The organism is Xanthomonas sp. 60 (assembly GCF_011761925.1).
In genome coordinates this window covers 128,388-146,326 of record NZ_JAASQW010000005.1, presented here as the reverse complement: position 1 = coordinate 146,326, position 17,939 = coordinate 128,388, and the positions used below count along the sequence as shown (strand labels likewise).

Genomic DNA, 17,939 nt, shown 5'->3' with positions numbered 1-17,939 from the left:
TCAGATCTCCCGGGTCCAGGTCAGGTAGAACGCGCGTCCGTCGCCGGGCGAGTAACCGGAGGAGCCACTGTCGTACCACGCGTAGAGGTAGGCGCGGTCGGCGGCGTTCTTCAGTTGCAGCGTCAGGCTGTCGCGCTCAGTGAGACGCCAGCGGGCACTGAGGTTCAACAGCGTGTAGCCGCCGTATCGGCCCAGGGTATTGCTGCGATCAACGAAGTAGTCGCCCTGGCCATTGCCCCACGCACTGAACGTCCAGTCGGCATTCGGGAGGTAGTCCACGCCGGCACTGGCGAGCCAGCGCGGAACATTCTCGATCTCGCGTCCGCGCGTCTGCGGGGCGCTCGGATCCGGCACTTCGATCACCGCTTTCTGGCGTGAGTACGAGGCGCGGACACGCCAGTGCGTGCCGGCCTGCCATGCCAGCTGCGCATCCCACCCGCGGCGCTGCGTGGCGCCCACGTTGCCGACCTCGTTGCTGCCGATGGCCCCGTTCACGCCCAGGATGGTGGCCACCTCGTCCGTGGCCCGCTGCTCCCAATACGCCAAACGGGTGTCCAGGCCCTGCAACGGCGCCCATCTCAGGCCGGCTTCCCAGCCCTCGTTGATCGACGGCGCAAGGCTGCGGGCCTGGGTGCGATACGCCCCGTTGCCACTGCCGATCTGGAACGTGCGCCCCCAGTTGGCGTAGGCAACCACGTCCTGTGCAAGGTCGTAGGACACGCTGAGCTTGGGCTGCTTGACCAGCCCGTAATCATTGATCGGCGCGCGCGTCGCACTGGCTGCATTGAGGAAGTGCCCATCGATGTGATCTATGCGGTAGGCCGGCACGATCTTCAGCGCGGTGGTCGGCCGGACCACGGCCTGCACGTAGGCGCCGCGCGTATCCAGATCGAAGGTCCAGTCGCGCAGGGTCGCCTGGCGCTGGCGGGCCACGGTCCGGTAGCGCCGTGCCGTGTTGTCCTGCCACTGCCCGTCCACGCCGGCATCCAGCACGAACTCGGCCAGGCCGGTCATGGGCCGCCAGGTCGTGGCCAGGATCAGCCCGCGGTGCGTTTCATCGTTGAACCGTTCCTGCTGTGCGCCACCGGCGGTGAAGGTCACCCAGCGCTGGTTGCGGTAGTCGTTCTGGTAGGCCTTCGCAGTCCATTGCCAGTCGTTGCCCAGCGTGCCGTCGGCATGCAGCGCGGACTGCCGGGTCTCACGCTCGCTGCGGTCATCACGCGCATAGGCCGGTGAGTGCCGGGGATCGGCGACCACCTCGGCATGACTGAGATACCCGGCCTCCAGCGCACGGTTGCGGTAGTAGCGCGTGCTCAGTCCGGCACGCCAGCGGTCGCCGGGATCGGTGTAGAACCATTTGCCCGAGAAACTGCGCTGGATGCCGTCGGCATGCTCGCGCTCCCCCTCACTGCCGCGCCAGCCGATGAAGTAGTTCTGTGACCAGGCACCGCGTTCGACGCCCTTGGCGAGCTGCACATCGCGGGTCCCGAAGCTGCCGGCGGTCACGCTGATCTGTCCGTCATTGCCGCCCTGCCGGGTCAGCACATCGACGGCGCCGGCGATGGCATGCAGCCCATGGCGTGCATCGTTGGTACCGCGCACGATTTCGATCGCGCTGATGTCCAGCGGAAACACCGCGTCGAGGTAAGGCATGCCACCGGCGTTGTCATTGCTGGGTACGCCATCGATCAACAGCTTCACCGCATTGACGCGGCCTTCGCCATTGAACCCACGAAAGGAGAAACGGCCAGCATCCGTGCCCATCTTGAACTGCGTCACCTGCACACCGGGGGCGGCCATCATCAGTTCCCAGGCGTGGTCCACGCGCTGCGGCTGCAGCAGATCGCCACCCAGAACGTCCACCGAAGTGAAGACCGAGTGCGCCGTCAGCCCGCGCTCGGCGGCCGAGCGCGCGTGCACGGTGCCCAGGGTCAGCACCGTGCCGTCGCCGGCGGATGCGGAAAGGGGCGCGATGGCCGCACACGCAAGCGCGAGCGTACCCGCCCCAGTACGGCAGGCCTTGTAGAGAAGTGTATTCATTGACCACGACATCGAAATGCTCCAACCCGGCGGGGGTCGGAACGATCAGAGGATCCGCACGTCAGGCGGGCGTCGTCACGCGCATGATCCTGTCCCTGCCAGGCACTCCATGGCCCTCCGCGCCTGGCAGGCGCGGGCCAGCAGCAGCACGCAGTGGCGGGCTGCCTGCGCAGGCAGGAGCAGGATCAGCGGGCGAGAGCGTGCGGCGGTCCCCGCGCACCGAGCGTGCCCGGGACAACAACGCGCAGGGCAGGTTGCCGTGCGGGGTCGCGGTGAACCATGGCCGGCCATGCGACCAGCACCAGCAGCAGGGCCACCAGCAGGCCGATCATGCGGGCGGCGATCAGGCAGTAGTCACAGTCCACGCCCATCTCGTGCGACGCATGCGGATCCACCGCGGTCGACGGCGGCTCCTGATGCGCGACGGGCGTGGCCGCGTCATGGGCTGCCCCCACCGGATGGGCAGGGTGGTGGTGGGCGTGCATTCTCGCCCCAGCGGGTTCCGCCGCTGCACTCACGTGCCCGCTCATCGCAACGGCAGCGGATGCGGCGCTCCCGGCAGCGGGAGGCAGGGCGCGGCTGACGAGCGGCGCCAGCACCAGCAGCGCGATGGCGAGCAAGGCCAGGGCAGGGAGCCAACGGGGGAGGAGACGCGCGCGCACTGGTTTGATTCTAGGCCACCGGATGGGTCGATAACGAACGCACTGGGTGCTGGCGGCCCTGCTGCGACGTAATGTCACAGGTCAGGTCTGCTCGATGGAGCATTCGCTGCACCCGACTGGAGAGCAGGCGACGTAGTCAGCGTTCTGATGTCGAGCGCCGGCCCTCTGCACGCCGCTGGCAAAATGTAATGTCATAACGTTACACTCACAGGGTCGGATCCGCTTTGGGGGACGGGGCACGTGCGGCGCCCTCCGACAGATCGCCTGCACGTTCTTCCAGTGATGATCAATGACGCTTTCCATACCTCTGCCCCTGCGGCGACGCCCGGCTGCCCGACGTGCGGCACCTCTCAGTCTTACGATTCTCGCTGCCGGTCTCTCCGTTGCCTGCCATGTCCATGCGCAGCAGGGCACCTCACCGCGCAGCGCCGTCGCCGAACTCGACACCCTCCATGTCCAGGCGCGGCGGCAGGCCACGACAGAGGGAACCGGCGCCTACACCTCGCCCGTGGTGACCTGGGGCGGCAAGGCACCCGTCAGGCTGCTGGATATCCCCAGCTCCGTCAGCGTGGTTACCCGCCAGCGCATCGAGGACCAGAATCTGGTCACCGTGGAAAGCGCACTGCGCGAAGTCACCGGCGTCACGGTCACGCCTTGGGACGGTGCAACGAGCCAGATCCGTTCGCGGGGCTACAACCTCGAAGCGTCCTACGACGGCATTCCCGCCTATGGCGCACTCTCGGCATTCCAGCAGTTCGATCTGGCGGTCTACGACCGGGTGGAAGTCCTGCGCGGCCCGGGTGGCATCTTCCAGGGGTCCAGCCAGCCGGGCGGCGTGGCGAACTTCGTGCGCAAGCAGGGCAGGGAGGTCTACGGCGGCTCGGTGGCACTGTCCGCCGGTTCATGGTCGAACTACCGCGCCGAGGTGGACGTCGGCGGCCCCGTCAACAGCCTGGGCACCCTGCGCAGCCGCGCGGTCATCTCCGCCCAGCAGCGTGACTACTTCTACGACAACGCGGATTCGGAAAAGCAGCTCTACTACGGCACGCTCGATTACGACCTCACGCCGTCCACCGTGGTCTCGCTCTCGGCCATGCAGCAGTCCGACGACGTGATGCCCTACATGGGTCAGCCGGCCTATACCGACCAGCGCTTCCTGGACGCGCCGCGGTCGCTGTATCCCTATCCGGACTGGGTGATCCAGCGCTGGGACAAGCAGTCCCTGGCACTGGACCTGGAACACGCCTTCGACAATGGCTGGTCGATGAAGGCGCGTGCGAGCCGACAGCGCCTGGACTGGTTCTACAAGGACAGCTACCCCACCGGCGGGGTGGATCCGCGCACCGGCACGGTGGCCAGCTACGCGCGCCGCCAGAGTGACAATGACGAGGTCCGGCAGGGACTGGACGTGTTCCTCTCCGGCCCCTTCGCACTGCTTGGACGGGTGCACCAGGCCACCGTAGGAGCGAACGTCGAAGACTACGAGAGCACCAGCCGCTATGGCCAGGGTGCGGCAGTGCGCAACGTCCCGGTGAACGCACCGGACGCGGTCGAAGACATCGCCATCGTGCCGACCTCCGGCTATAACGGCGTCACCCGTCAGAGCGGGCTCTATGCGCAGCTGCGTCTATCGCTGACCGAGCACGTCACCGGCGTCGCCGGTGGCCGTTGGAGCGACTTCGAAGCCAAGAGCCGGACCGTCGCACCGCAGCCGTTGACGGCCTGGAAGGCAGGCGCTGAAGCCAACGGCGAGTTCACGCCTTATCTCGGACTGGTGATCCACCTCACCGACGCGCTGACCGCCTATGCCAGCCACGCCGACACGTTCATCCCGCAGACGCAGCGCAAGGTCACGGGCGAGGCTATCGACCCGCGCGTGGGCAAGCAGGTCGAACTGGGAACCAAGGCCAGCCTCCGTGGCGGCGCGCTTACCCTGGCCGCATCGGCGTTCCGCACGCGCGACGTGAACCGGTCCTACCCGGATCTGGCGAATCCCGGATTCTTCCTCCAGGCCGGCGAAGTGGAGGTCAAGGGCTGGGAAATGGAAGCCAGCGGAAGTCCGTTGCCCAATCTGGACCTGACCGCCGGCTATACACGCCTGCTCACCCGCTACGTGCGGCACCCCACCTTCCAGGAAGGCGCGCCGTTCACCCTGTTCGAGCCCGACCACACGCTCAAGCTGTTCGCCCATTACCGCTTCGAAAAAGGCGCCCTGCGCGGCCTTTCGGCGGGCGGCGGCGCCCATGTGTCCAGCGGCCTCCTCGGCAGCGGAGTTGCCGGCGTGCGCGAACAGAAGGGCCATGCGGTCGTCAGCGTGCAGGCCGGGTACCGGTTCACGCCATCGCTGCGCATGACGCTGGCGATCAACAACCTGTTCGATCGACGGTACTACGAGCGCGTTGGAGCACTGAACACCTACAACACGCCGGGCGAGCCACGCAATGTCGTGCTGACGCTGCGGTCGCAGTTCTGACGCGCTGCGGCGACCGGTCACCGTGAAGCTCTCAGCGCGGGAGGTCTGGCGCCTGGTCCGCCCGTGGTGGGTGTCCGAGGAGCGTGGGCGCGCCTATGCGCTGCTCGGCGCCATCGTGGCCCTGGATCTGTTCCTCACCTACATCGGGGTGCGCCAGACCTACTGGCAGAAGAACTTCTTCGACGCACTGGTCGAGCGCGATCTCAATGGATTCCGGCGGCAGATGATGGAGCTGGCCCTCATCATCGCCGGCATCGTAGGGGCGGGTACTGCACGGGTCTGGCTGGAACAGGAACTGCAGATGCGCTGGCGCAGCTGGTTGACCTCGACCTATCTGGCGCGCTGGCTGGGTGATCGTGCGTACTGGCGCCTGGAGTATCCGGGCGATGCGCTGGACAACCCCGATCAGCGCATCGCCGATGACCTGCGGCTGATGGCCACCGACACCGTGAGGCTTACGGTGGGCGTGCTGAACTACGTGGTGGATTTCTTCACCTTCGCCGCGTTGCTGTGGGGCCTCTCCGGTGCGCTGCTTTTTTCTGTGGGGGGCACGCCGATGCAGGTGCCGGGCTACATGGTATGGGTGGCCATCGGCTATGCGCTGATCGGTTCGGTGATCATCGAAGGGATCGGCCGCGGGCTGGTTCCCGTGGATTACCAGCAGCAGCGGCGCGAAGCGGATTTCAGGTACCTGCTGGTGCGGGTGCGCGAGCATGCGGCGAGCATTGCATTGTGGCGGGGTGAACAGGCCGAGCACCGCGGGCTCGACAGCGCGTTCCAGGGGATCCGCAGCAACTGGCGCGAGGTCATGCGCTACACCAAGCGCATCACCGCCATGAATGCGTTGTACGTCCAGTCGTCGATGCTGCTGCCGTATCTGGTCACCGCCCCCCGCTATTTCGCCGGGGACATCACCGTGGGAACGGTCATGCAGCTCAACAGCCTGTTCAACCGCGTCCGCGGCGCGCTCTCCTGGTTCGTCTACCGCTACAAGGACCTGGCCCTGCTGCGTTCGGTGTTCCAGCGGCTTCACCAGTTCGACCAGGCGCTGCAGCAGCCGGTACGGGGCGGATTGACCCGCACCGTCGAAGGCCAGGGGCTGCGGATTGCGGGCATGCAGGTGGAGCGCCCGAACGGGAGCGTGCTCGGACGGATCGAGCGGCTGACCTTGGCGCCAGGCGAGCGCCTGCTCGTGCACGGCCCGTCCGGCTCGGGTAAGTCGCTGCTGCTGTCCGCCCTGGCCGGGCTCTGGCCATTTGCCACGGGCGATCTGGTGCTGCCGCAGGGCCGGGTGATGTTCGTTGGCCAGCGCAGCTACCTGCCAGACGGGACGCTTCATGCCAGCGTCGCATATCCCGGCACCGCGGACCAGATCAGCGTCTACGCCGTGCGCGAGGTGTTGCACGCCGTCGGCCTCGAGGCGCATGTCGCGCATCTCAACGCAGACACGAACTGGTCGCAGCGTCTGTCGCTCGGCGAGCAGCAACGCCTGGCATTCGCCCGGGTTCTGCTGCACCGGCCGGTGCTGGTCGCCCTCGATGAAGCAACTTCCGCGCTGGATGTAGCGGCCGAGTCGTTACTGTATGACCTGCTGGCCGAACGGCTGCCCGAGTGCACGGTGGTAAGTGTCGCTCACCGGCCCAGCCTGCAGACATGGCACGGGCGGCACCTGGCGTGGCCAGGATGAACGACTCCCGCGCGATCCGCGGCCTGACCTGCATAGGTGCGAGCCTTGCACGCGCGGCGGTCTAGCGCATCCGCCGCGCGTGGCTCGGCCTCGCCGGACGTCGCTCAGCGCGCCGGCGTGCGCGCCGGCGTGTTGCCGGCGCTTGCGCCCTCCATCTGCGCAAGCAGGTCCTGGGCCTCCTTGAGGTGGTCTGCCACGTGGCCGCGCGTGGTGCGCAGGAAACTGGCGACGGGGGCATCAGTCGCAGCAGGAATCAGCGTGGTATCCAGCGCCTGCAGGGCGCCCTGGTGATCGCGCACCATGGCCTGCAGATAGGCCTTGTCGAACGCAGCCGCCTTCATTGGCTGCAACATGGCGAGCGTTTTTTTGCCTTCTTCCATTTTCGCGCGGGCCGGCGGAGCGCTGGCATCGGCGGTCCACTTGGCAACCTGCTGGTTGTTCCGGGTGTGCTCATCGATCATGCGCTGGGCGTAGAGCTTGGTCGCTGCATCGCTGGCCTGGGCAAGGGCAAGCCGGCCAGCGTTGATCTCACCGGAATTGACGGCTGACAAGGTGCCCAGCGCGGCGGCCTGGGTGACGTCGGCGCGCGCTGCGGTGGGTGCCTGCGCAGGCGCACGGTCCGGGCCGGCGGCGGATTGGGCCATGGCCGAGGTGGCGGCCAGTGAGACGGTCACGGCGACAGCGAGCGTGCAGAGTGGACGAAGCTTCATCGGGGGTATCTCGAAGGTGTGGACCCCTAGGCTGTGCCATGCCACCTGATGCCAGCGAGAGATTGCGGTGCAGGTCACCTGCAGTACGTACGACGCGATACTGACAGCGGATTAACACTTCGCCGCCCGGCGGCCGATCTCACTCGCCTTCAAGTGACCCCTGGAGCGCGGCGGCGAGTGCGGCGTCCCCATTGACGAGGTCGGCCCAGCGCAGGTGGATCCCTTTGCGGCGGCCCTTCACGGTGAGCTTCAAGCCGTCTGGATCGATCGTCAGGGTGTGCGCCACGCCCTCGATCAGGACCTCGCGACGGACAGGTTTATCAAGCGGGGTCATGGGGGCCATCCGAGCAAGGGGAGGGCGGCCGCGGCCGGAGGACAACCAACGGCGGCGGCCACGCAGCGGACGTTCGACCGATCACTCCCGTGGTTTCGCGCCGCCCGCCGCACAGCGGGTGATCAGAGCCGCACTGCCCACCGCGAGGGCATCCTCCACCGCGCCGGTGCGGGTCTGCCCATAGCGGGCGATGGCCCGCATGCGCAGGTTGAAGGTCACATACGCCATGCCCACGGCCGCGCCCGCACCCAGCGCGGCGCCCAGGCCGCGCTGCCGGTGCGGTGCCAGTGCCGCACCGGCGATCATGCCCGTGGCCACGCGGGCGATCATGCCGGCCGGAACGATGCGATCCGGCGCAGTCTTCATCTTGTCGCCCATCAATTCGCCACCGGCCAGCGCCAGCATTCCAGCCGAGGCCAGCGGGTTGGCCAGAATGCGGGGCGCACCGTTGTCGGCAGGCAGGTTGCCGCTGCGGGCCGCATTGGTGACCGCCGCCAGGGGCGTCATGGCCCGCATGCCGGCGACCGCTCCCATCAGAATCGAATGAATCAGGGCCATGAAGTGTTTCCTGCAGTGGGTGGATTCGGACCCCAACGCTAGGCAACGGCGTGTCAGCGTGATGGCAAGACGCGTTTACGGATTCACTTCGCCCCAAGCGGGCGCGGTCGAGATTCAACTTATTGCATCGATAAAGGCGGACTATCAGACCAATACTAGTCACATCGCAGGTAACTGCTCCGCCCGAGAAACTCCCATGCACCGTTCAGTCATCGCCGCCGGCCTGCTGACCCTCGCAGCGGCCAGCCAGGCGGCATCGCCCAAAATCAATGTCGGACCGTTGTTCGATTATATGCCTTCGGACAGCAGCCAGCTGCTGAAGCGCGTGCGGAACAGTGGCGATGCCACCGCCTATGTCCGGGTGGAAGTCACGGAAATGCACTATGCGGAAGATGGCTCGGCCAGCGAGTCGCCCGTGGATGCGGTGTCCCTTGCGCGCAACGAAACCGGTGCAAGCGGCCTCATTGCAAGCCCCGCGCGGATGATCATCCCGGCGACCAACGGACAGCAGGCAACGCGCCTGGTGTACCGCGGCCAGCGGGATGCCGAGCGCTATTACCGTGTGCGCTATGTGCCGGTCGTGCCGGACACCGAGGAGTTCTCCCTCGATGACGCGCAGAAAGCCGATTACAAAAACAGTGTATCGGCCGGCGTCAATGTGTTTACCGGCTACGGCACGGTAGTTTTTGTTGCCCCTTCCAATGCCCATTACGATACCGCTGTCATCGGCGGAAACATAATCAACAAAGGCAACGCGACAGTGGTGCTGGACAACCTGCGCCAGTGCCAGCGCGCTGCGCCCGACCAGTGCAGTGCGGGAATCAAAGTGCACCTTCGCCCGGGGCAGAGCCATGCGTTGGCCAACGACGCGCTGACCTTCCACCGCTACAACCTGAAAGAAGGCACTGTCGTCCGCGCCGTCGACACCCGCGCTGACTGATCCGCCGCCGCGTTCACTTGCCTGCCCAAGTTCACTTCGCCGGGCCCTGCCGGGGGCCCGTGGTGAAGTCACGTCCCACGCCCGGCGATTTCACTTCCAAACCCCCTTTCAACAAGGATTGACCACCATGAGCATGAACAAAACGCTGCTGGCTGCTGTTGCCGCCCTGATGCTGACCCCGGCTGCGGCCTTCGCCGAAGACTTCCCGATCACCGTCTCGGTCGAGGCCAAGGTGCCCAACGCTGACGGCCTGCAGATCAGCCCCGTCAACGGCTGGGATTCGCTGACCCAGCGGATGGGCTGGGATCTTGCTGCGCAGACGCTGATTCCGATCCGTCGCCAGATCGACATGAAGAGCAGCGCCTCCATCGACGCCTACCTGATCGGTGACGCGGTGCTGACCTCGGCGGCCAACGCGCTGCCGCTGAGCATCGAACTGCATGGCAAGCCGCTGAGTGCCGGCGTGGCCAACAAGGTCGAGATCCTCAACCAGACCGAAGCGGCGGCCAGCCGCCGCGTGGACCTGAAGATCGCCACCACCGCCCCGACCGGCGGCTACGTCGAAGGCGACTACGCCGGCCAGGTCTACATGATGTTCGAAAGCAACCCGTAATTGTCGTGTGCGCGCGCGGAGGGGCCCCGGCCTCTCCCGTGCTTCTCATTCCTTCAACTACTGGAGCTGCCGCCGTGTCGGGCTTTCCTCGTCCCAACCTGCTTGCCCTGGCCACCGCCACCGCCTTGCTGACGTTGGGGGTCCTGCCGGTGTCCGCGTCCACCCCCGGCGGCACGCAAAGCCTCCTGCAACAGCGCCTGCAGATGCCGGCCGAGTTCCGCGAGCATCTGTTCGGCACGCCGATCAGCGTTCGCGTGGAGCTCGATGGCGTGCACCTGGGCGATGCCGATGTGCTGCTGGACGAGGACAACCGCGTGCAGGTGCTGGGATTCGGCGACAGTCTGGACAGCCCCCTGCCGCGGCATGACCGCGAGCGCTGGGCGTCACAGCTGGCCGAGCCCATTGCCCTGGGTGTCCAGGAAACTCCCACGCGTGGCCTCAAGGCGATCCACTACAGCCTGGAGAGCTCGCTGCTTACGCTTCTTTCGGTGCAGGGCGCTGCGAGTGAGCAGCGCTACATCACCCAATCGACCTCCGGCAGCAGTGGATTGCTGCTGCGCAATACCTTGGCCTACAGCGGTGGCCGTGACCAGGAAAGCGCCCTGCGCTACGGTGCCGAGCTGCAGGGCAGCGTGGGCCTGTGGTCAACCCTGGGTAATTACCACTATTACCATTCAAACGTCGCCAGCGATGTCGACGGCCACTACATCAGTGCGCTGCACGCGCAGCGCGAGTTCCAGGACCAGTTCCTGAGGGTCGGCTACTTCCTTCCCAACTTCCAGGGCGTCACGCGCCAGCCGCGCACCCCTGGCACCCAGAACGACACCACCCTGGGGATCATGGTGGGCTCCTCCGATGCGCTGCGCGTCGACACGGGCGGCGCTTCGGTGTACCCGGTGTACGTCACCGCAGGGCGCGACGGCGTGGTGGAGATCTACCGCGACGGTGCGCTGATCGCCACGCAATCTGTGGTCGCCGGCATGCAGGAGCTCAACACCCGCCGGTTGCCCGGAGGCATCTATGACGTCGAGCTGCGCGTGCTGGAAGATGGCCGTGTGGTCTCGCAGGAAAGTGCCACCATCCACAAGCCCGGGAACTGGAGCGACCCGACGCGGCGCTGGCGCTACAGCGCCTTTGCAGGCCAGCAGCGTGGCCTGCTGGACAGCGGTGGCGACAGGGGCGGCCAAGAGGGCAGACTGGCGGTGGGCGCCGTGGTCAACCGCCTCGTCCACCCCAGGGCGGTAGCAGGGCTTGCCGTACAGAAGGTGGGCCAGTCGCGCACTGCGGGAGCCTCGCTGGACTGGCAGGTCAGCGACCGCCTCAATTTCTACACGAACCTGTACGACGCCACCGATGCCGGCCGCGGCGCCGATGTACTGGGCATGTACCGCTATGCCCAAGGCTCGATCGGCGTAGCGCACGCGCGGAACTGGGTCGAGCGGCGCCAGCTGCTGCCGGCCGAAGAAGGCTTTCCGCAGCGGTGGCAGACCGATGGCGGTTGGCAGGACAGCAGCAGTGTCTCGCTCAGCCATCGCTTCAGCAATCGCGACAGTGCCAACATCCGCCTGGCGCACAACCGCGGATTCAACGAGGGACTCAGCTTCGATGCATCGTGGAGCCGCAGGCAGACCCTGTTCGGCGCCGAGGCGAGCTGGCGACTCTCGGTCTATGACCGCCCGCCGATGTCCTATGTGGGGGCGGGGCGACAGCGTGGGATCGACTTCACGCTCAACCTGGCCCTCGGCGATGATCGCCGGCGTTACAGTGGCAGTGTCGGCAGCGCCGCGCGCGTGGACCGCCACCGCGACGTTTATGCCAGCGCGAGTGTTCACCAGCAGGTCGATGCCGAGTGGCTGCAGAGCATCCAGGGTACGGTGACGGCGGACCGTTCCGGCCTCGGGGTCGGGGCGGCGGCGTCCTTCGATCAGCAACAGCTGCAGGGCGACGCGCAGGTCATGCGCACTGCTGAAGGGTCCACGGCGGGCAGCGTGAACCTGGAAAGCACACTGGCCCTGGGTGGCGGCGCGGCAGCGCTGTTGGGACGCAGCCAGGCAGCGAACGCGACCACCGGCATGATCGTGGACGTGCGTTCGGACTACCCCGGCCTGCAACTGCGTGCCGACGACAGCAGCAGTGGCGGTGTGGTGCTCAAGGCCGGGCGCAACTTCGTGCCCGTCACGGCCTACAAGCCCGGTCATATCAATTTCGATTTCGAAGGCAATGGCGCACCCGCTGCCATGATCCAGCCGGCGACGCTGAGTTACCAGCTCAACAAGGGCGGCGTGCAGCACGCCAGCGTGGACGTGGTGCGCACGTTCACCGTCATGGGCCAGATCGTCGGTCCTGACGGCACCGGAGTGCGAGGCGTCCACGCGGTCAACCACGTCGGCCGTAGTGTCAGCCAGGACGAAGGGTTCTTCACCCTGCAACTGAGTGCGCGGGAGCCGGCGATAGAGCTGCAGTTCCCTGACAACACGCACTGCGACATCACCTTGGACGAAGGCCGTTTTCCACGGGAAGGCGATGTGCTGATGGTCGGTGCGCTGCAGTGTCCTGCGGATGCCGCGCCGCGATGACTCTCCAATCTCAACGGGGTACCACCATGTTCATTGGACCGCTCCTTTCCGCGTGTGGCCGCCGGATCGCCCAGGCGCTGACCCTGGCCCTGGGGCTGGGCGGCGTCACGGCAGCCTGCAACGCAACCTCGATCTACGTCTCGGCGGAGTTTGCCCCGTCGGCCACCGACCCAGGACGCAACACGTTCGTCAATACCACGCCATGGTCCGGGGTCTGCAACTCCGTCCACCTTGCCACATGCAAGGCCAACAATTGGTGGAGCATCGACACGGGCATCCGGGGCACCAAGATCGGTACGCGGACCAGTTCCTACGGGCCTGGATCGCTCTATGTCGAGATGCCTGCCATGCGCACAGTGACCGTCACGTCCGAAACAGGGCGCAGCTATACGCTTGAACTGCACATCATTGGCACCGCCTTGCGCGTAACCGACTACGAACGCGACGGCTCACGGAATCCGGCCAGCCTCGGGGGACCCAACGCGGGGTGCAGGATAGGGCTCACCAACGGCAGTGCGAACAATTACAGCGCCATGCGGATGTTCCTTCGCACCGGTGGTGCGGAGAGCCGCCAGGTGTGTGCCGCGCCCTGGCTGGAGAGCAATAATTTCGCCCTCGAGGAGTTCGACCTGACCTATAAGCTGGTGACGCCCAACCCCCTGTCGATGCTGGCCGGCACGTACACCGGAAGTACCATCTACACTACCGGCGGCACCGGATCGGGTGCGGATTTCGACCTCGGCGACGGCGTGACGCTCACTGACAACCAGGTCGAGGTGAATTTCACGCTGACCGTTGACCACGATTTCCAGGTCTATTTCCCGGAGGCGGCGCCCAAGGTCAGCCTGGCGCCGGTGGGCGGTTGGACCCAATGGACCGAGCGCGGCGTGCGGCCGACCCGGCTCCAGCAGGAATTTCCTTTCCTGCTGACCAGCTCCGGCGAGTTCAGCGTCAAGATGCGCTGCGGGCAGGAGGTCGAGGGCCGTTGTGGCATCGAGGATCAAAGCGCTGGCACCGTGGTACCGATCGATGTGGATGTCACGCTGCCAGGCATGTCCGAACTGCGCAGCGGCGCCTCGGCCCGGAATTCGCCCCTGGTCTCCGAGCAGTCAGGCGTCGAAGCGCCGCGGTTCGCGCCTGAGACGTACATCATCAACCGCGGTGCGCGGCTGCGGTTCAGCGCCAATGGTACGTCGGTCAGCCAGATGCTGGACGCGCCAGGTTCCTATTGGCAGGGAGACGTCACCGTGATCTTCGATTCCAATCCCTGAAAAAAATCGCGCGTGATCCTGCGGCGGTGGGCGGACTGGCCGGGCATGGTGCGCGACCGTACCCGGCGCTATGCTGCGAAGCGTATCGCGACAGGAGCAGAGGATGCGCAACAGCTGGATCCGGATGGGCGTGCTCACGCTGCTGTGCATGGTTGGTATGGCGAATGCGGACGTCCCGGACCGGCGCATCGCGCTCACCCTCGACGATCTTCCCTGGCAGCGGCTGGACGAGCGCGCCGAGCCCGAGCTCGCCGCAATGCACGCACAGTTGATCGCGGCGCTCAAGCAGGCCGAGGTACCGGTGGTGGGCTTCGTAAACGAGTCCAAGCTCGAGTCAGAAGGCAGGGTGCAGCCGGCACGTGTGCAGATGCTGCGGGACTGGCGTGATGCGGGGTTCGAGCTCGGCAACCACACCTTTGGCCACGTCGACATGCACGCGATGCCGCTGCACGCCTACCAACAGGACATCCTGCACGGTGAAGCCACGCTGCGCCCGTTGCTGGCGGAAACCGGACATGCCCCGCGCTGGTTCCGGCATCCGTATCTGCGTACAGGCAGATCACCGCAGGCACGGGCCGCGCTCGGCGCGTTCCTGCGGGCGCACGGCTATGAAGTGGCCCCGGTTACCGTCGACAACAGCGAGTGGGTCTGGGCATTCGCCTACGATCATGTGCGCGACACCGAGCAGGACCCGGCCAGGCGTGCTGCGCTGCTGTCACAGCTGCGTCGCGGCTACGTCCCTTACATGCTTCGCAAACTGGACTACTACGAACAGCGTTCTCAGCAGCTGCTGGGGCGCCTGCCGGCCCAGGTCTGGCTCATCCATGCCAATGCACTCAATGCCGACTGCGTCGGCGAGCTGGTGGCGGCCACGCGGCGCCGCGGCTATCGGTTCGTTTCTCTGGAGGCAGCACTGCAGGATCCGGCCTATCGGCACCCGGAGGGCTACAACGGGGCAGGTGGCATCAGCTGGATCCAGCGGTGGGCGATGGCCGCGGATGTGCCCCGGTCGTTCTATGCCGATGAGCCCGTTGTTCCGACCTGGGTGATGACCCTGGCGGGGCAGGGCGGGGAGTAGGGCGAGGCACGTTCGGCCGATGACAGGTGTCACTTGAACGGCGCCGCGTTCCAGCGATGATGGGGGCGCCCCGGCCGGCTGGATGGACGGGCCTCTCACCTCTTCAAGGATGTGTCGTGCAGACGCTTCAACTCATCGTTTCGCATACCCCGCTCTGGGTCTGGGCGCTGCTGGCGTTCCTGGTGTCACGCGGCGTCGCGGCGTTCAAGCCGCAGCCAACATCGCTGGGACGTCTTGCCGTCGTGCCGGCACTGTTCACGGCCTGGGGCGTGTGGTCGCTCACTGCGCGCTACCCCGATGCGTGGCAGGCCTGGGCGCTGTGGCTGGTCGGCCTCGCCCTGGGTGCGTGCATCGGTTGGATGCTGCTGCGTCGCGTGCGCATGCATGTCGATCCGGCCTCCGGCGCGCTGTGGCGTGGCGCGGATCACAGCCTGCTGCCGCTGCTGCTGGTGACCTTCCTGGTGAAATATGGATTCGAGGTGGCCTTTGCGATGTCGCCCGCGCTGGTCGCGGATGCCGGTTTCCGGGCAGCGTATCTGCTGTTGTCCGGCGGCTTCAGCGGCATCTTCGTCGGCAAGTTCTGCCGGTACCTCAGCGCAGCCCGGCTGCTGACGATGCGCGGCAGGCAAGCGCCGGCAAATTGACGCAAGCGTGGTGGTTTCGCCCGGTCGTTTGCTCGGGCTACCATGCTGGCCGGGTTTACTGGCCGGGTAGAGGCACGAATATGGATGTTCGAACATTGATGGTGGGACTTCTGCTGGTGCTTGCCTGCCCAGTGGCGGCGCAGCAGATCCGGGCGGCGATGGGCCCTGCCGCCAGGCCGCTGCCCGCCGCGCCCAAGGCGGCCTACAACTCGATGGCCAACGGCACCACGCCGTTCAATTGCGAGCAGTACCGCTGGCCCAACCACCCGCACCCGTCCATGAAAGCGTATTGCGAGCGAACCGAGGCCCGCACGCTACAGAATGAGGCGCGTCGCGCAGGCCGGCCCGGCCCTTCCAGCAGCGTGATCGGGTTGCCTGCACTGGGATCAGACGCAGCACGGCGCGCCGGGCAGGCCTGCGTGGGCGGGCAGGCGATGCGCAAGCTGCCCAATGGGTGGGAGCAGATGGGCTCGCCGTCCGGCGGCTGGCAGCGATGCCGCGAGCAGTGAAGGCAGCTCAGAGGGACGACATGGAAAGCCCGCGCAAAGGACTGACAACGGCAGAGGTGGCTGCCTGTGGCTCGGCAATCGTCACTTTCGGGTTGGTCCAAGGGGCTCTTTACCTGCGAGCCTATTGGGGCCACTTCGGCATTGATCCGTTTCAGTTCGTTGCCGTGAGTGAGCTGGCATTGACCGGCCTCACGTCCATCGGGCTGGTGTTGTGTCTTGCGCTTCTCGCTGCGCTGTTTGGCGACTGGCTGCAGGCCAGGCTGACAACGGGAAGCAGCAAGGGCACGCTGATGGCCCGGCTGGCATGCGTGTTGATATTTGCCGCATTAGCCTGGCTGTCCTGGTGGTCGAACGCTTGGCCCATCCTGATAGGTGTCATCCTGACGCTCCTGTGCGCGTTGATTGTGAACCTCTCGCCCGTAGTACCCTCCGCCGTAAAGGATTCCCCTTGGCTTATCTTCGCCTTGGTGATGCTCGTCTACATGTCTGTCATTTCGGGCTGGCTTGGCGCGATGCGCGCCAAGTCGATTTCCGCTGCGGAGAGTACGTTGACCACTACGCTGACTTACGAAGGTAAGGTGCAGGAAGGCGTGATACTGATTGGCCGACTTGGTGATTGCTACGCGCTTTGGGATCCCGTCCGAAAAGCTGCCGTGCTTCTACCGGTGAGCGACGTTCAGCGCTTGGATATCGCGCGCAGGAGCACGATGTCGGCCCCGGTGGGACGCTGAGGTCCTGGTTCAGAGTGAGAGTTGAGGAATGAGCAGTAATGCCGAGGAAGCTCGATTTCGCGCCATCGGGTGACTTTGGAGTAGTGCAATGGATTGATTAAGGATGCGTATCACGGATAGGGCTGATGTCTGCTTCTGGCCGAATCAAGGCAACGCGCGCGGCCGGCGTGTCGCGCCAGGAGAGTGCCCGATGACGCGCTTGTAGGCGCGACTGAACGCCGCCTGCGACGCGTAGCCGAGACGCTCTGCCACGGCCTCGATGGAGAGGCTCTGGTGGGTCAGCCACTGACTCGCCAATTGCATTCGCAGCTCCGTCAGGTACCGCAGGGGCGCGGTTCCAATAACGGTCTGGAACCGGTCTGCAAAGACGGAACGTGAGATGTTGGATTCTGCGGCCAGGGCTTCGACGGTCCAGTCACGCCCGGGATTTCTGTGCAGGGCAAGCAACGACGGCGATAGACGCGGGTCGCGCATGGCCATGACCAGGCCCGATGCGCCGTCGCAACCGCGCTCGACCCAGTCACGAACGATCATGGCGGCTACTGCATCCGCCAATCGGGCGAGTATTCCTGCATATCCGATACGTCCGGAGCAGACCTCGCGCTTCATCGCGTCGACCATCGGCAACAGCCCAGGGAACTGCGTGCCGTTGCCGTCGGCCAACATCACCACCGGCATCACCTTGCTCAACCCTTGCATGCCGCCCAGATCGAACACCATGCAGCCGTGGAAGAGCACCGCGCTTGGCACGGCATGTGTGCTCGGGCATGTATCTATCCCGCTCACCGCGTCACCCAGCGGGGCTGCGTCTATCGTCTCCAGGCACTGGACGGGATGGTCGTCGGCAGACAGCAACGCGTGTTCTTCTCCGCGGGGAAGAAGCGCGACATCCCCGGCAGATAGGCGGTATCGGCTACCGTCCGCGCCACGAAGAATGGCAGTGCCCACTGCCAGGTAATGGAAGTAGGCATGGCCTGGCTTCCGAGGAAATCCAAGCCCAAAGGTCGGCCCGGTCTGAATGCGTCGGTATTGAACGCCGTGCAGCCGCATGCCAGTCAGCAGCTCGCTGATCAGGTCGGTCGGCTTGGATGGAGCGTGGCTCATGAGACGACC

16 protein-coding genes are annotated in these 17,939 nt (G+C 66.0%); 10 read left to right on the top strand and 6 right to left on the bottom strand.

The features are described 5' to 3' along the window. Both FHY09_RS11965 and FHY09_RS11960 read right to left on the bottom strand, forming a co-directional pair. A complete protein-coding gene (locus FHY09_RS11965) occupies positions 1-2,040 on the bottom strand; it encodes a TonB-dependent receptor (protein WP_166927104.1) in 2,040 nt (679 codons plus the stop codon). A gap of 185 nt (positions 2,041-2,225) precedes the next feature. Beyond that, entirely contained in the window at positions 2,226-2,525 is a 300-nt protein-coding gene (locus tag FHY09_RS11960) for a DUF2946 family protein (RefSeq protein ID WP_456362797.1), read from the bottom strand. Positions 2,526-2,991: 466 nt separating this feature from the next. On the opposite strand from FHY09_RS11960, the gene FHY09_RS11955 reads away from it, so the two are divergent. Next, entirely contained in the window at positions 2,992-5,175 is a 2,184-nt protein-coding gene (locus FHY09_RS11955) for a TonB-dependent siderophore receptor (protein WP_166927103.1), read from the top strand. A gap of 22 nt (positions 5,176-5,197) precedes the next feature. Further along, complete coding sequence (locus tag FHY09_RS11950) at positions 5,198-6,862, top strand: ABC transporter ATP-binding protein/permease (RefSeq protein WP_208407811.1); 1,665 nt, start codon at positions 5,198-5,200, stop codon at positions 6,860-6,862. A gap of 104 nt (positions 6,863-6,966) precedes the next feature. Here the strand turns inward: FHY09_RS11950 and FHY09_RS11945 are convergent, their stop codons facing one another. The 3 genes from FHY09_RS11945 to FHY09_RS11935 form a co-directional block, all read right to left on the bottom strand. Then, positions 6,967-7,572, bottom strand: a complete 606-nt coding sequence (locus FHY09_RS11945) for a DUF4142 domain-containing protein (protein ID WP_166927102.1) — start codon at positions 7,570-7,572, stop codon at positions 6,967-6,969. 139 nt (positions 7,573-7,711) lie between these two features. Further along, positions 7,712-7,906: a hypothetical protein gene (locus FHY09_RS11940; RefSeq protein ID WP_166927101.1), complete on the bottom strand. Its 195-nt coding sequence runs from the start codon at positions 7,904-7,906 to the stop codon at positions 7,712-7,714. An 81-nt stretch (positions 7,907-7,987) separates the two neighbouring features. Continuing rightward, positions 7,988-8,464, bottom strand: a complete 477-nt coding sequence (locus tag FHY09_RS11935) for a DUF4126 family protein (protein ID WP_166927100.1) — start codon at positions 8,462-8,464, stop codon at positions 7,988-7,990. Here FHY09_RS11935 and FHY09_RS11930 point away from each other — a divergent pair. The 8 genes from FHY09_RS11930 to FHY09_RS11895 all read left to right on the top strand — a co-directional run bounded on the left by FHY09_RS11930 (position 8,463) and on the right by FHY09_RS11895 (position 16,826). Next, positions 8,463-9,404 (top strand): CS1 fimbrial subunit B flags: Precursor, encoded by a 942-nt coding sequence (locus tag FHY09_RS11930; protein WP_456362796.1) that lies wholly within the window; start codon positions 8,463-8,465, stop codon positions 9,402-9,404. The two genes, FHY09_RS11935 and FHY09_RS11930, sit on opposite strands and share 2 nt — an antisense overlap. A 127-nt stretch (positions 9,405-9,531) precedes the next feature. Then, entirely contained in the window at positions 9,532-10,017 is a 486-nt protein-coding gene (locus FHY09_RS11925) for a CS1 type fimbrial major subunit (RefSeq protein WP_166927099.1), read from the top strand. 74 nt (positions 10,018-10,091) lie between these two features. Then, positions 10,092-12,593: a TcfC E-set like domain-containing protein gene (locus FHY09_RS11920; protein WP_456362795.1), complete on the top strand. Its 2,502-nt coding sequence runs from the start codon at positions 10,092-10,094 to the stop codon at positions 12,591-12,593. A 26-nt stretch (positions 12,594-12,619) separates the two neighbouring features. Further along, positions 12,620-13,864: a hypothetical protein gene (locus FHY09_RS11915; protein WP_166927098.1), complete on the top strand. Its 1,245-nt coding sequence runs from the start codon at positions 12,620-12,622 to the stop codon at positions 13,862-13,864. Between the two features lie 124 nt (positions 13,865-13,988). Beyond that, positions 13,989-14,942, top strand: a complete 954-nt coding sequence (locus FHY09_RS11910; RefSeq protein ID WP_456362806.1) for a polysaccharide deacetylase family protein — start codon at positions 13,989-13,991, stop codon at positions 14,940-14,942. Positions 14,943-15,058: 116 nt separating this feature from the next. Beyond that, a complete protein-coding gene (locus tag FHY09_RS11905; RefSeq protein WP_166927096.1) occupies positions 15,059-15,586 on the top strand; it encodes a DUF6622 family protein in 528 nt (175 codons plus the stop codon). A 98-nt stretch (positions 15,587-15,684) separates the two neighbouring features. Next, positions 15,685-16,095, top strand: a complete 411-nt coding sequence (locus FHY09_RS11900) for a hypothetical protein (protein WP_456362794.1) — start codon at positions 15,685-15,687, stop codon at positions 16,093-16,095. Between the two features lie 20 nt (positions 16,096-16,115). Next, the gene (locus FHY09_RS11895) at positions 16,116-16,826 is read left to right on the top strand and encodes a hypothetical protein (protein ID WP_166927095.1); all 711 of its coding nucleotides are present in this window, start codon (positions 16,116-16,118) and stop codon (positions 16,824-16,826) included. Between the two features lie 144 nt (positions 16,827-16,970). Here FHY09_RS11895 and FHY09_RS11890 read toward each other — a convergent pair whose 3' ends face one another. After that, the gene (locus FHY09_RS11890) at positions 16,971-17,930 is read right to left on the bottom strand and encodes an AraC family transcriptional regulator (protein WP_166927094.1); all 960 of its coding nucleotides are present in this window, start codon (positions 17,928-17,930) and stop codon (positions 16,971-16,973) included. Positions 17,931-17,939 lie beyond the last annotated feature (9 nt).

Coding starts and splice junctions, on each gene's coding strand:
- FHY09_RS11965 (WP_166927104.1), bottom strand. CDS start 2,040: ATGAATACACTTCTCTACAAGGCCTGCCGTACTGGGGCGGGTACGCTC.
- FHY09_RS11960 (WP_456362797.1), bottom strand. CDS start 2,525: ATGCACGCCCACCACCACCCTGCCCATCCGGTGGGGGCAGCCCATGAC.
- FHY09_RS11955 (WP_166927103.1), top strand. CDS start 2,992: ATGACGCTTTCCATACCTCTGCCCCTGCGGCGACGCCCGGCTGCCCGA.
- FHY09_RS11945 (WP_166927102.1), bottom strand. CDS start 7,572: ATGAAGCTTCGTCCACTCTGCACGCTCGCTGTCGCCGTGACCGTCTCA.
- FHY09_RS11940 (WP_166927101.1), bottom strand. CDS start 7,906: ATGACCCCGCTTGATAAACCTGTCCGTCGCGAGGTCCTGATCGAGGGC.
- FHY09_RS11930 (WP_456362796.1), top strand. CDS start 8,463: ATGAAGTGTTTCCTGCAGTGGGTGGATTCGGACCCCAACGCTAGGCAA.
- FHY09_RS11935 (WP_166927100.1), bottom strand. CDS start 8,464: ATGGCCCTGATTCATTCGATTCTGATGGGAGCGGTCGCCGGCATGCGG.
- FHY09_RS11925 (WP_166927099.1), top strand. CDS start 9,532: ATGAGCATGAACAAAACGCTGCTGGCTGCTGTTGCCGCCCTGATGCTG.
- FHY09_RS11915 (WP_166927098.1), top strand. CDS start 12,620: ATGTTCATTGGACCGCTCCTTTCCGCGTGTGGCCGCCGGATCGCCCAG.
- FHY09_RS11910 (WP_456362806.1), top strand. CDS start 13,989: ATGGGCGTGCTCACGCTGCTGTGCATGGTTGGTATGGCGAATGCGGAC.
- FHY09_RS11900 (WP_456362794.1), top strand. CDS start 15,685: ATGGTGGGACTTCTGCTGGTGCTTGCCTGCCCAGTGGCGGCGCAGCAG.
- FHY09_RS11895 (WP_166927095.1), top strand. CDS start 16,116: ATGGAAAGCCCGCGCAAAGGACTGACAACGGCAGAGGTGGCTGCCTGT.
- FHY09_RS11890 (WP_166927094.1), bottom strand. CDS start 17,930: ATGAGCCACGCTCCATCCAAGCCGACCGACCTGATCAGCGAGCTGCTG.